Source organism: Candidatus Poribacteria bacterium, from assembly GCA_016866785.1.
Classification (GTDB): Bacteria; Poribacteria; WGA-4E.
Window position 1 is genome coordinate 1 of sequence record VGLH01000116.1, and the last position, 12,921, is coordinate 12,921.

Below are 12,921 nucleotides of genomic sequence, written 5' to 3' on the forward strand. Positions count from 1 at the left end.
CGACGGCAAGCCGAAGTTTGACCTGACGCGGCTGGACGATGCCTACTTCGAGCGGCTTCGCGCGCGCGTCGCCGCAGCCCGTGAGCGCGGTATCTACGTCGCCGTCATGCTCTTCGAGGGTCACGGCGTCCAGCAGTCGACGCCGCCCTGGCGCTGGGACGGGCATCCTTTCCACCCGGCGAACAACGTCAACGGCATCGACGGCGACCCGAACGCCGACGGGCGCGGAACCGAAGTCCACACGCTCGAGGTTCCCGCCATCACGCGGGTCCAGGAGGCGTACGTCCGGCGCGTCGTCGAAGCCGTCAACGAGTACGACAACGTCCTCTACGAGATCACCAACGAGGCGGGGCCCTACTCGACGGACTGGCAGTACCACGTGATCCGCTTCGTCAAGGAGTGCGAAGCGTCCAGACCCTACCAGCATCCCGTCGGGATGACGTTCCAGTATTCCGGCGGGAGCAACGCGGCGCTGTTCGCCAGCCCGGCGGACTGGGTCTCGCCGAATCCCGAAGGCGGCTATCGCGAGGCTCCGCCAGCCGCCGACGGCTCCAAGGTCATCATCAACGACACGGATCATCTGTGGGGCATCGGCGGGAACGCCGCATGGGTGTGGAAGAGCTTCCTTGCCGGCATGAACCCCATCTACATGGACCCGTTCGACACGCAGGGATTCCGCTCGGACGACTCCATCCGGCTCGCGATGGGCGCAACGCTGCGGCTTGCACGGCGTCTCCGACTCGACGGGATGACGCCCTCTCCCGACCTGTCCACGAGCGGCTTCTGCCTCGCTGGACCCAGCGGGATCGCCGCGTGGGCTCCGGGCGGGAGCGTCGCGCTCGACCTCGCCAGCGTCGAAGGCGCGTGGGCAGTCGAGTGGATCCATCCGATCACGGGCGCGTCGGAGGCGGCGGGAAGCGTCTCCGGCGGAGCCCGACGCGAGTTCCAGGCTCCCGTCGCCGGGGACGCGGTTCTGTTCCTCGCGGCTCAGGAGTGACCCCATGCCGCGCGGTTCCTGCCCCAACTTCGTGTTCCTCATCGCCGACGATCAGCGGTTCGACACGATCCGCGCCCTGGGCAACGACGCCGTCCACACGCCCGCGTTCGATTCGCTGGCGGCGCGGGGAACCGCGTTCACCCACGCGCACGTCATGGGCTCGATGGTCGGAGCTGTGTGCATCCCGACGCGGGCGATGCTCCTGACGGGAAGGACGCTCTTCTGCGCGACGGACCCGCTGCCGGACGACGTTCCCCTGCTACCACAGCTTCTGCGCGAGTCGGGATACATGACCTACGGCGTCGGCAAGTGGCACAACCGCGCCCCGACCTACGCCCGGAGCTTCACCGGCGGAGCCGAAGTCTTCTTCGGCGGGATGTCCGACCACTGCCGCGTGCCGGTCTATGACTTCGATCCGACCGGGCAGTACCCCAAGAGCGCCGAGCGGATCGGGGACAAGCACTCCGTCGAGCTCTTCACCGACGCGGCGGTTCGGTTCCTGCGGAGCTATCGGGACGACGCCCCTTTCTTCCTCTATGTGGCGAACACGTCTCGGTCGTCTCCGCAAGCGAAACGCCGCTACGATAATCCCACGGCGCCTGTCTTGTAGTCGCCGTTACTGTTTCGAGCTCGGAACTTCAGGAGGTAGTTCGACGCGTCAATCCACGCGATCACGGAGTCGTTCATCGGTGCGCCGTCGGGAGCCGACTGCCGCTGCTGTACGGATTCTGCCGCGCGGCACACCACATAGCACGATCTCCGGCGCTCTTAGGTAGGAGGGCAGAGCAGTGAAACGCCAGCTGGTTGTCACCGCACTGATGGCTCTGGGCCTGCTCGCACCATTGATGGTGTCCTGTGGAGGAAACAAAGACGACGTCGATCTGTCGGACATTGAGAACGCCGATGGCTTGGCGTCTTTCGAGTCCGAAGGCATCGTCTTCCTGCCGGTGACGCCCGGCGGCGGCATCACCCTCAGCAACGGCGCGACGTTCGACGTGGAGCCGTTCTATATCGCCAAGACCGAGCTCACGAATACTCAGTACGACGCCTTCGTGCGATCCGCCGATGGGTTCAACAACCCGGAATGGTGGCGCGGCATGCCGTCGGCGCAAATACCGCCCCAACTCGCGTTGCTGGATCAGCGCAACGACCAGCCCGATACTCCACGCGAGAGCATCTCGTGGTACCAGGCCGTCGCTTACACGCGTTGGCTGAACGCCCGCTTGAAGGCGAAGAACGCGGATGTGTCGGCGGGCGGCTTGCGCGTGAACGGGGTCGAATGGGAAGTGCGACTGCCGACGGAGTGGGAGTGGCAATGGGCGGCTCAGGGAGGAGCTCAGAAGAGGGCGTACCCATGGGGCGAATGGCAAGGAGGCCGCGCGAACACATGGGACGCACGTGTTGGGCGGACAATGCCTGTAGGGTCGTATCCGGATGGAGCGGCGGTCTGCGGCGCGCTGGACATGTGCGGGAACGTGGAAGAGTGGTGCCTCAACAAATGGAACTCCCCCTACGATACGGTAGTCGATGCAACAGACGAATCTAGGACGCTGCGGGGAGGGTCGTTCAGCGACGGCCAGTTCGGCACCGCCTCGTCGTTCGGCCACGACGCCCCCCCGAACAAATGGCGCAACTCTTTCACCGGGTTTCGAGTTGGGTTGTTCGCCCCTCTCTGATTCTCTGGTATCTCTGGACTCTGGAGACGAAAACGGGCGGCACAGCATCCCTATTCATACAGTCCTCTCGTGCGCATTCTGCGCGGCACTTTCCGGGATGGCGGAGCCGGCAGCGGATGACGCGCTCTGCTACACGTCCGATCTGTTCCCGACGCTCTGCGAGCTCGCCGACATCGACGTCCCAGACGGCAACGAGGGCAAAAGCCTTTTACCTGCGCGGAGAGCCGTTCGACGGGCGGGAGACGATCTTCTCGGCGTACTCGCGGGGTCAGCGGATGGTGCGGGATCGGCGGCACAAGCTGATCGAGTACTGCGTCGAGGGCGTCCGCACGACGCAGCTCTTCGATCTGGACGCGGACCCGCTGGAGATGCGGAACCTCGCCGACGATCCGGCGGAACGCGGGGCGCTCGCGCGTCTGCGCGACGAGCTTCGGACGTGGCGGGCGAGAGTGGACGATCCGGTCGTGTGGTAACGGTTCACGGGGTGGCATGAGCGGCACGGGGAGTTCGAGGAGAAGTCTGTCGTGGAGAAGCGCGATTTCGCCATCGCGGAGGTCTGGCGCGAGTCGCTGGAGATCCTCCGAAGCCCCGGAATGCTGTTGGCGTCGTCGGACTCCAAGGGCGTGCCGAACGTCATGACGATCGGGTGGGCGACGCTCGGAATCGTCTGGGCGCGTCCGATCCTGACCGTGCTGGTGCGTCCGTCGCGGTTCACCTACCCGCTCATCGAGGAGGTGGGCGACTTCACGGTGAACGTGCCGGATCGGAGCATGGAGGAGGCGGTTCACTACTGCGGCACGGTGTCCGGTCGAGCCGAGGACAAGTTCGAAGGGAGCGGGCTGACGGCGACGCCGTCGCGCCACGTGTGCAGCCCGGTCATCGAGGAGTGCCTGCTGCACTACGAGTGCCAGGTCGTCCACAAGCACGATCTCGACCCCGGGACGCTGACCGAGGCGATCCAGGGTCAGTTCTACTCGCAGGGGGACTTCCACCGGGTCTACTACGGCGAGGTCCTCGCCGTGTACGGCGTGGACGACTTCGCGCGTCGGGTCGGGGGTATGCGGTTGTAGCGCTCTCTCCGTTGCTCCTACCCCTCATCCTAAACCTTCTCCCACAAGGGGAGAAGGAACCGGAACGCCCTCTCCCCTCGTGGGAGAGGGTCGGGGTGAGGGGGAAGACACGAACCACGAGAGATCAGCCTGACAGACCACCAGAGTCTGGACTTCCGCTTACGCGGGAATGACGGAGGAAAGGCAGGCACGCAGGCTGAGCCGCACGTGGCCAATGGAGATGTGCGCATGGATGGGTCGGTCGTAGACCTTGTCGAAGCCGCGGGAATCCTGTACCGCGAGGTGCATCTGAGGCCGGCATGGTCTCGGTACCCGAACTGCCTCCAGGACAACGGGCACGCGCTAGCCCTGTTCCTCGAGCACTATGGGTACGAACATCAGGGCCGTAACCCGTCGTACGCGCATGCCGCCAGCGAAGCCGTGATGCGTTGTGGTCACCGGCCGACATCGGCTGCTGTATGGCGGCAGTTTGCCTCGCTGCTACCCGGCCAGAAGCTCAACGAGAGGCACAATCCGCTTTTCCACGAAGAAGGCGGATCCTGCCAATGCGTCGCATGCGTTATAGGCGGCGCTAACCTGGTTCGGTCGGTTCGGGACGCAATCGCTGCCGACGGGATTGGCGTCATGTCACGGGAGCTCATGAGGATCCGTGGCATTGGACCCAAGATTGCTGCGCTCTTCCTTCGCGATACGTGTGTCCATTTCGAGCTAATGCCTCTCTGCGAGAGACACCTTCTACAGCCGGTGGACATATGGGTACGACGCGGCGTGTCTTTGCTCCGTTCAGAAGACGGCCTCGGTGACGAGGAGATTGCTGCCTGGATCGCAACAACGTTCAGCCAGCCCGAGATGGCGAACCAGGGTCTCTGGTACCTCGGCGCGAATGTCGCGCAGTCTTGGTTTCGGTTCGAGCGCGCGCTCCACGATGCCGCATATGGCCGGGAGCTACTCTCCGCCCATGTGGGCAGATTCAGATCGGCCGTGGCAGTCTGGAGGCAGCGGGCATCGCTTGACGCCACGACGCAACCCCCCTAGCATGAACCCCGGCAGTGCGTGCGCCGTCCATCGCGCAACGTCGGGGGTGTCAGCGCCGTGCACGTGGAAGCGAAGCACAGCCCGCCTGCTCCACGGCGCGGAATCACCGCGCGCTCGGTTCTTGTCGGAACCGGGCTGATCCCCCTCAACTGCTGGTGGGTCACCCTCTCCGAGATCGTTTGGCCCACCGTCCACGCAACGGTTCTCTCCCTCTTCTTCAACGTCGTCTTCACGCTCTTCGCGCTCTGCCTGGTGAACCTCGCGCTGCGCCGATGGAAGCCCGCCTGGGCGTTCAGCAGCGCGGAACTGCTCGTCGTCTACGCGATGCTGGCGATCGCGACGTCGCTGTATGGCCACGACATGCTCCAAATCCTCTTTCCGCTGATGAACTACGCCCACTGGTTCGCCACGCCGGAAAACGACTGGTCGTCGCTCTTCCACGGCTACCTGCCCGAGTGGCTCATCGTGTCCAAGGTCGACGTGATCCGCGGCTATTACGTCGGCGAGAAGTCGTTCTGGGATGCGGACATCGTGCGGGCATGGCTCCCGCCGCTGGCGATCTGGCTGGGGTTCATCCTAGTTCTCTACTTCGTGTTCCTCTGCCTGAACGCGCTCGTGCGGCGGCAGTGGACGGAACACGAAAAGCTCAGCTACCCCATCGCGCAGTTGCCGCTCGAAATGATCCGCATGGAGCAGTCCCACCTGTTCCGGAACCCGCTGATGTGGTGGGGGTTCGCGCTGGCGGGGAGCCTCGACCTGTGGCACGGCTTCGCGGAGCTCTTCCCGGTCATGCCCGACTACCGGTTCCGATGGGAGGTCGCGCCGCTCTTGACGCAGAGGCCCTGGAACGGCATCTCTTGGCTGCCGGTGCGCATCTATCCCTTCGCGATGGGTCTCGCCTACTTCATGCCGCTCGATCTCTCGTTCTCGACGTGGTTCTTCTACCTCTACTGGAAGGCGACGGAGGTCATCCGCGTCGCGATCGGGCTGCGGGCGTCGTCGGGCTACTACCTGGCGGACCAATCGCTGGGGGCGTGGCTGGGACTGGGGCTCTTCGCGCTGTGGAAGGCGCGTTACGACATCCGGCGCATCTTTCGCGACGGCTGGACGGGCAAGAAGGCTCCCGAGGAACCGATGAGCCCGCGCACTGCGACGCTCGGACTGGCGCTGGGAACGCTGGCGGTCGTCGGCTTCATGTGGCGCTCGGGGGTTCCGCTGTGGGCGTCGTTCGGGTTCTTCGCGGCGTACTACGTCATCGTCGTGTCGCTGTCGCGCATGCGGGCGGAGCTGGGTCCCCCGACGCACGATCTCTACTACGGCGGCCCCGAGCGTCTCATCGTCGCGACGTTCGGAACGCGGCCCGTGGGCCCGTCGGGTCTGGCGGGGTTCTCGCTCTACTACTGGATCACGCGGGACTACCGCTGCCATCCGAGTCCGCATCAGTTGGAGGCGATGAAGCTGGCGGAACCGGCGGGCTTGTCACGGCGGTCGCTCTCGTGGGCGCTCATGCTGGCGGCGCTGGTGGGGACGCTCTCCACCTACTTCATCGTCCTGCCGATCATGTACCGGTTCGGGAGCGCGGCGCGGGTGACGGGCTACTCGCAATACCTCGCCCAAGAAGCCTACGCGCGGCTGGAGCGCTGGATGCTCCACCCGGAAGGGATGAACGCCGACATCATTCAGCAGATCGCGCAGGGGTTCGGCTTGACCGTCGGCTTGCTGGCGATGCGGCATCGCTACCTGTGGTTCCCGTTCCATCCGGTCGGTCTGGCGGTCGCGGGTTCGTGGACGATGAGCTGGATGTGGTTCTCGGTACTTCTGAGCTGGGCGCTGAAGCTGCTGTTCCTGAGAACCGGCGGGATCGGGCAGTATCGCCGTTTCGCGCCGTTCTTCATGGGGCTGGTGCTGGGTCAGTTTCTCGTGGGGAGCGCCTGGAGCCTCGTCGGGAACGCGCTGGGGAAACGCGTCTACGGGTTCTTCGTCGGGTAGCCGTCTTGCACGCAGCGGATCGAGGGGCTAGGATGACGCCGTTCTGCTCCTTCCGGTGAGGGAGCGAAGCAAGCAGGGAGGTTCCCTCGTGCGTCTACTCGTCATCGCGGAGTTCGACATCGACAAGGGCAACGCGGCGATCAGCGACGGTTCGTTCGGACAGATGATGCAGACCTACCTCGGCGACGTGAAGCCAGAGATGGCGTTCTTCGCCCTGCACAACGGGAATCGCGCGTTGCACATGCTCGTCAACGTCAACAGCGCCGCCGAGCTGCCGGCAATCGCGGAGCCGCTCTTCCTCCGCTGCAATGCGAATCTCACGGTGCATCCGGCGTTCCTGCCCGATGAGCTGGGAGCCGCCATGCCCGCCATCGAGGCAGCCGTCAAGAAGTACATGAGCTAGCTCGTCTCGTCAGTGAACCACGCATCGCGCAGGGGCGGATCCCAGGTTCGCCCCTGTCGTCTTTCGCCGTCAGTCGCGGAACTCTACCCCCGCCTCCGCCCCGCCGCCGACCATGACACGGTAGAGCCGCACGTCCGTCGCGCCTTCGGGAACCGCGCGGTCGCCGGGGAGCCACACCCGCGCCTGACGCAGCGGCTCCAGATGGCGAAGAACCGTCGCATCGTCCACGACGCCCCGATCCTGCAAGGGCGACGACCCGTACCGCGCCCGCGCCGGATCGGGATCGTCGCCGATGTCCTCCAGGAACTCGAACCCCTTCGGCGACACTTCCTTGTTCGACGTGTTGATGTTCGATCCGATCATCCCGCCTCGCGCGGGCGGTTCCGCGCGGTTCCGCCACACGGTGTCGCTGGTGACGGGCGGCTTGTGCACCCAGAACTGGTTGTTCAGCGCCAGGACGCTCGCCGCGCTGCCGTCGCCTCGGAGCTCGAATCGGCACGTCTCGTTCGTCTCGACAGGCAGGAGCATGCACGTCGCCAGCGTGAACAGCCCGCGGAAGCCGTCGACGAGGATCGTCGGAGCCGTCTCGGACGTCGCGTAGGAGAACCGCGTCGCGTCGATGCTGAGAACTCCGCTGTCGTTGAGGAGGAGCCCCGTCAACGATGCCGCGCTCCGCTCGTGGTAGACCCCGCGTACGACGAGCCGACCGCCGTTCGACACGGCGTACTGCCCGTTCGCCGTTCCCGTCGCGCCGGTGAACGCGGACACCTGGTTCGCCGCCGCCGCCGCGTTCGCTCCTCCCGCGACGCGCACCCACGCGCCGCCGTTCCCGTTGCCCTGAAGCGAACGCAGGAGCACGTCCGTCTTGTCGAGACCCCTCACGCTGAGCGCCGACGCCGTCGCGCTCTGCTCGTTGGGGCCCGACACGTTGAGCTGATCCGCGAAGACCCGTCCGCCCTCCTGATCGACGCCGGTCAGGAGCAAGCCCTGCGCCTTCGGGGCGAAGATGGCGAGGTCGCGCACGGTCGCGCGGCTGGGGCCCTCGATCTTTAGGAGCGCGCCGCCGGGCTCGCCCGTCCATTCGAGCCGCGTCGCGATTTCGCCGCCGCCGTCGCCGACGAGCTGCAGGTCGCTCCCCGCTGGGATGACCAGCGTCTTGTCGATCCGGTAGCTCCCCATCGGCAGATGGAGCACGGGGCGTTCCCCGACCAGCTTGGACGTCTTGGCGAGCGTGTCGATGACGAACTGGATCGCCCCAGCGTCCGCGCCCGGCGAGACCTCGACAACCGTCCGTTCCCGACGCGGAGGAACCGGCAGCGGAGCGGGCACGTCAGCCGGAATCGCCTCAGCCGGGACGACCTGCTCGGCGATCCGCCGGAACTGCCCGCGCTCCTCGACGGCATCCTCGCGCGTGTAGCGGTTCCCGACGAGCGTCTGGTTCGCCCAGGTCATGCGGATCGCGCGGGTGTCGCCGGTCAGTCGGAAGGAGTTGTCCACGACGAGGTAGGGTCCCGCGTTGTCGAGCAGCATCGCCCACTCGCCCGTCGGCTCGATGATCCGGTTGCCGGTGATGCTCGTCGGCGATCCCCACGTGTGTCCCGACGAGAAGTCGAGGAAGCAGCGCGACCCGACGCTGACGTTGTTCACCACCGAGAACGCCATCAGGTTGACGATGCTCACGTCGGCGATGCGCGAGCGCAGGAACACGTTCTCCCACGCGTGCCAGTTGCCCATGACGTTGTGGATGCCGCGCCCGCAATCCTCGAACCGGCTGTGCCAGACCCAGATGTCCATCGAGTTCCAGTTGACGGTCGCGATACCGGTTCCGCAGCGGTAGAACCGACAGCCGAGGACTTCGTTCTCCGCCTGGCCGTTCGTTTCGGGTCCCCCGAACAGGAGTCCCGTCGTCAGATCGCGGAAGGTCAGGTAGCTCGTCTCGTTGTAGGTCGAAAACGCGGGCCCGTATTCGAGTCCGACGCCCGCCTTGCCCTTGCCGTCGAACGAGAGGCGCGAAATCTTGGAGTACCACGCGTCCCATCGGAACATCGTCCCGTCTTCGGCTCCATCCCAGACGAGAACCGTCGTATCCGGGTGCTCGCCGATGATCGAGACGCCTTGGCAGTCCGTATGCGCCTTCCGAACCGTGCTCACGGTGTCCGTCAGACGGTACGTGCCGGACGGGACGTAGAGGACGGAGAAGCCCTCGTGCTTGATGAGGTCGGTCAATGCCTTCTGGATGGCGGCGGTATCGTCCGCGACGCCGTCGCCGACAGCTCCGTAGTGCGTCTTGAGGTTGCGCCAGCTCGGGAAGGGACCGACGAACTCCTCATCCGCCGTTGCAGCGACGGACGGAGAGTTCGCTGCCGCGATGAATCCGATGGCGAGTCCGGCGATCAGTGTCTTGGTGAGATCGAGCATCGATAGACCTCCGGCAAATGCCGAGGCGTTCAGTTCAGGATCGGGACAAGTAGAGCGGAAAGATGGGAATCGCGACAGGGCACCGCGACGGAGTTGGGGTACGTCCGAGCCCTCATCGAACCTCTCCCTGAAGGGAGAGGAACCCGACGAACCCCTTCTCCCTTCAGGGAGAAGGTCGGGTTGAGGGCCCGACTGCTACACCGCATCTCGACGTTGCGCGGAAGGACGGCTACCGCACGAACTGCGGCATGACGTTCGCCGACGACAGAATCCCGTACGCGCTCAGCCCATGGAGCCAGGCTCCCGCCTTCATGTAGCCGAACACGGGCCCGCAGACGTTCGCCGCCATCGACGTCTCGTCGCCCAGTGTGAAGACGTGGCTGCTCCGCTTGCCTTCGAACGTCACGCCCGTGATCCGCACGTTCGTGCTGATGGGCTTCTTCGGGTTGCGCGTATCGACGATCCCGCCGACGGTGACGCGGTCCCGCTCGACGACCCCGGCGAGCTCCAGGATGATGTCGTCGGCGTGCTCCATATCGACGAGCTCCAGCACGCCGTTCCGCCGGTCGAGCTCGGCGGCGACCTCTGCGTCGGGCATCAGCGACGCGCGTTCGATGTCGAAGCCCGGAAGGTGGGCGATGTCCTCGCGGATCGTCGCGCGGTAGCCCTCCCAGTTGGAGATGCCGACGCCGAAGACGACCTCGACGGACTCGATTTCGGCGTAGGACTGCGCCGCCAGGTTCGCCGCCGCCGTCAGGAGCCCCGGTGTCGCCCCGGCTCCCACGACGTACGTGATCTCCGCGTGCTTCAGTAGGTTGTCCAGCTTCATGAGGAGCTCGACGGCGCGCGTCCGCTTGAGCGCGTCCACCATGACGCCTCGGTAGCCCTGCTTCGCGAACCGCTCGACGACATTCGGGATGAACTCGTTCGGCAGATTCGGCAGAGCGAGGAACACGCCGTCGATGCTCCCGCTCCGCGCGATGACGTCTCCGATGGCGTCGTTCGAGAGGAACCCGACGCGCGGCGTCGCCGCGACGGTTCCCGACGTCTCACTCGCGTGGATCACCGCATCGGCGTCCAAGCCGCGTGCGTCGAAGGCGAAGCCCTTGCTGTCGGCGATGGCGACGAGCGTCATCTCCGACTTCGTGGCGAGCATGCGCACGGCGGCTTGTCCCAGCCCGCCGGCTCCCAGCACGGCAACGCGCAGATGGCGATTCGGTTCCATAGGCCTCGTCGTTTCCTCTCACTGATTGCCCTCACACTACGCCCACAAGGGCGGTTCGAGCCGTTCCAGAGCCTCGCGCGGCACGGACTGTGATTCCATGACGCCCTTCTCGACGTAGATCGGCGTGCTCGTCCGCACGGCGACGGCGATCGCGTCGCTGGGTCGGCAGTCGAGCGACTGGCGCGTGCCGGCGCGTTCGACCTCCAGGTTCGCGTAGAACGTCAACTCCCGAAGCTGCGTGATCGTGACGCGCACGGGCACGGCTCCGGTCGCTTCCAACAGGTTGCGGATGAAATCGTAGGTCATCGGGCGCGGCGTCGAGATGCCGTTGAGCCCGACCCGGATCGACTGCGCCTCGAACCGCCCCACCCAGATGGGCAGATAGCGTTCGTCGTCGTCCAGCAGCACGATGATCCCGTAGTCGTCCCGCTTCGATTCGACGACATCCGCGACGCGGACGGGAACCAGTTCCGCGTCGATCGCGTCGTCCAGGTTGATGCGAACAGCGGCGGTCGGCGGCGCAACGGCGGAGCACCCGACGCCCACGACACCCAGCGCGGAGAACCGCACGAAGTCACGGCGTGTCAGTCCTCGGTTCATCGGCTACCTCCTCCACGATCCGCGGCGGGGACGGATAGGCGGATCGGCTATGCCAGGCTATCCCGGTAGGGCGGTCGGTGGATACCACGCTCCGTGATGATCCCCGTGATATGTTCGGCGGGCGTTACGTCGAACGCGGGTGAGTAGACGTTGACGCCTTCGGGAGCGGTGCGGCGTCCGAAGCCTTCGGTGACCTCCTCGGCGGCGCGCTCCTCGATGGGGATGAGCCCGCCGTGTTCCAGCGAGAGGTCGAGCGTCGACGTCGGCGCGGCGACGTAGAACGGGACGCCGTGCGCCTTCGCGAGCAGGGCGACGCCGTAGGTTCCGATCTTGTTCGCGGCGTCTCCGTTGGCGGCGATCCGGTCGGCTCCAACGACGACGAGTTGGATCCGCCCCTCGCGGAGGACCTGCGCCGCCGTGTTGTCGCAAATGAGCGTCGTGGGAACCCCGGCGCGGAGCAGCTCCCAGGTCGTCAGCCGGGCTCCCTGGAGCAGGGGGCGCGTTTCGTCGGCATAGACGGAGATGCGCTTGCTCTGCGCGTGCGCCGAGAAGATCACGGCGAGTGCGGTTCCGTAGCCGCTCGTGGCGAGTCCGCCGGCGTTGCAGTGGGTCAGGATGCCGTCGCCGTCTCGGACGAGGGTCGCGCCGTGTTCGCCGATGGCGTGACAGAGGGCGTCGTCCTCGGTGAGGATGGCGTCGGCTTCGCGGAGCATCCGCGCGCGGAAGGCGTCGGGCTCCAGCCGCGCGTTCTCGTGAGCGACGCGGCGCATGCGTTCCAGCGCCCAGAAGAGGTTGACCGCCGTCGGTCGGGATGTCGCGAGGTGGTCGGCTGCGGCGTCGGCTTGGCGAATGAGCTCCGCCGTGGAACCGTCGCCGTCGATGCCGCACAGAACACCGTACGCCGCCGCGATGCCGATGGCGGGCGCGCCCCGGACGCGCAACGAGCGAATCGCCTCCCACACCTCATCGACAGTCCGGCAGTCCTTGTAGACGACCTCGCCGGGCAGGCGAGTCTGATCGAGCAGCCGTACGGCCCCGTCGCGCCATTGGACGGTGCGGAACCCGGCGCTCATGCGTTGCCTTCGTCGTCGACGATCTCGTCGTCGTCGTCGCTGTCGAACTCGTCCGGGAAGTCCTCGTCGTCCCCGGAGTCGAGGAAGTCGGGTATCTGACGGAGTCTCGCCTTCTGTCGATAGTGCTCGTGGGCTTCCTTGAGGAGGGCGGTCGTCTCGACGCGATTGAGCCAGCCCTGGAGGGGGAAGAAGGGCTCGAAGAACTGCGCCATGCGCCGCAGCGTGGCATCGTCGAGGTCGGTCAGGTCACGCACCGCCTCGAAGCGCGCCTCGCTGAGGAGGACGCAGACGATCTTGTGGTCTCGATCCCGCCGCTTGAGGGCTCCGATGGGGCGCACTTCGCAGATGTTGCCCGCCCACGTGGGCTTGCGCACCAGGACCATCGCGTCGAGGCGCTTACCCGCCGGGGAGAGCGTCTCGGGAACCCATCCGTAC

The 12,921-nt window shown here is 66.0% G+C and carries 11 protein-coding genes and 1 pseudogene; 7 read left to right on the top strand and 5 right to left on the bottom strand.

Annotated elements, in window-relative coordinates:
* The first annotated feature begins 1,001 nt into the window (after positions 1-1,001).
* The 7 genes from FJZ36_14710 (at position 1,002) to FJZ36_14740 (ending at position 7,170) form a co-directional block, all read left to right on the top strand.
* Positions 1,002-1,607, top strand: coding sequence for a hypothetical protein (locus FJZ36_14710; protein MBM3216155.1), 606 nt, complete (start codon positions 1,002-1,004; stop codon positions 1,605-1,607).
* A 178-nt stretch (positions 1,608-1,785) separates the two neighbouring features.
* The gene (locus FJZ36_14715) at positions 1,786-2,673 is read left to right on the top strand and encodes a formylglycine-generating enzyme family protein (protein ID MBM3216156.1); all 888 of its coding nucleotides are present in this window, start codon (positions 1,786-1,788) and stop codon (positions 2,671-2,673) included.
* A complete protein-coding gene (locus tag FJZ36_14720) occupies positions 2,622-3,146 on the top strand; it encodes a DUF4976 domain-containing protein (GenBank protein ID MBM3216157.1) in 525 nt (174 codons plus the stop codon). Before FJZ36_14715 ends, FJZ36_14720 begins: the two co-directional genes overlap by 52 nt.
* 51 nt (positions 3,147-3,197) lie before the next feature.
* A complete protein-coding gene (locus FJZ36_14725) occupies positions 3,198-3,743 on the top strand; it encodes a flavin reductase family protein (protein ID MBM3216158.1) in 546 nt (181 codons plus the stop codon).
* Between the two features lie 228 nt (positions 3,744-3,971).
* Positions 3,972-4,778 (top strand): hypothetical protein, encoded by an 807-nt coding sequence (locus FJZ36_14730; GenBank protein ID MBM3216159.1) that lies wholly within the window; start codon positions 3,972-3,974, stop codon positions 4,776-4,778.
* A 57-nt stretch (positions 4,779-4,835) separates the two neighbouring features.
* Positions 4,836-6,767 carry a hypothetical protein gene (locus FJZ36_14735; GenBank protein MBM3216160.1) on the top strand — a complete coding sequence of 644 codons (1,932 nt, stop codon included), beginning with the start codon at positions 4,836-4,838 and terminating at the stop codon, positions 6,765-6,767.
* Between the two features lie 88 nt (positions 6,768-6,855).
* On the top strand, positions 6,856-7,170 hold the full coding sequence (locus tag FJZ36_14740) for a hypothetical protein (protein MBM3216161.1): 315 nt from the start codon (positions 6,856-6,858) through the stop codon (positions 7,168-7,170).
* 2,148 nt (positions 7,171-9,318) lie between these two features.
* On the opposite strand, the pseudogene FJZ36_14745 reads toward FJZ36_14740, so the two are convergent.
* From FJZ36_14745 to FJZ36_14765, 5 genes and pseudogenes are all read right to left on the bottom strand, one after another.
* A pseudogene (locus FJZ36_14745) lies at positions 9,319-9,588 on the bottom strand (hypothetical protein).
* Between the two features lie 229 nt (positions 9,589-9,817).
* A complete protein-coding gene (locus FJZ36_14750) occupies positions 9,818-10,813 on the bottom strand; it encodes a saccharopine dehydrogenase-like oxidoreductase (protein ID MBM3216162.1) in 996 nt (331 codons plus the stop codon).
* 36 nt (positions 10,814-10,849) lie between these two features.
* Entirely contained in the window at positions 10,850-11,413 is a 564-nt protein-coding gene (locus FJZ36_14755) for a bifunctional nuclease family protein (protein ID MBM3216163.1), read from the bottom strand.
* 47 nt (positions 11,414-11,460) lie between these two features.
* Positions 11,461-12,486, bottom strand: a complete 1,026-nt coding sequence (mtnA, locus tag FJZ36_14760) for an S-methyl-5-thioribose-1-phosphate isomerase (GenBank protein MBM3216164.1) — start codon at positions 12,484-12,486, stop codon at positions 11,461-11,463.
* A partial coding sequence (locus FJZ36_14765) for a hypothetical protein (GenBank protein MBM3216165.1) occupies positions 12,483-12,921 on the bottom strand: 439 nt, incomplete at its 5' end. The genes FJZ36_14765 and mtnA, both read right to left, overlap by 4 nt.

Coding starts and splice junctions, on each gene's coding strand:
- FJZ36_14710 (MBM3216155.1), top strand. CDS start 1,002: ATGCCGCGCGGTTCCTGCCCCAACTTCGTGTTCCTCATCGCCGACGAT.
- FJZ36_14720 (MBM3216157.1), top strand. CDS start 2,622: ATGGCGCAACTCTTTCACCGGGTTTCGAGTTGGGTTGTTCGCCCCTCT.
- FJZ36_14730 (MBM3216159.1), top strand. CDS start 3,972: ATGGATGGGTCGGTCGTAGACCTTGTCGAAGCCGCGGGAATCCTGTAC.
- FJZ36_14750 (MBM3216162.1), bottom strand. CDS start 10,813: ATGGAACCGAATCGCCATCTGCGCGTTGCCGTGCTGGGAGCCGGCGGG.
- FJZ36_14755 (MBM3216163.1), bottom strand. CDS start 11,413: ATGAACCGAGGACTGACACGCCGTGACTTCGTGCGGTTCTCCGCGCTG.
- mtnA (MBM3216164.1), bottom strand. CDS start 12,486: ATGAGCGCCGGGTTCCGCACCGTCCAATGGCGCGACGGGGCCGTACGG.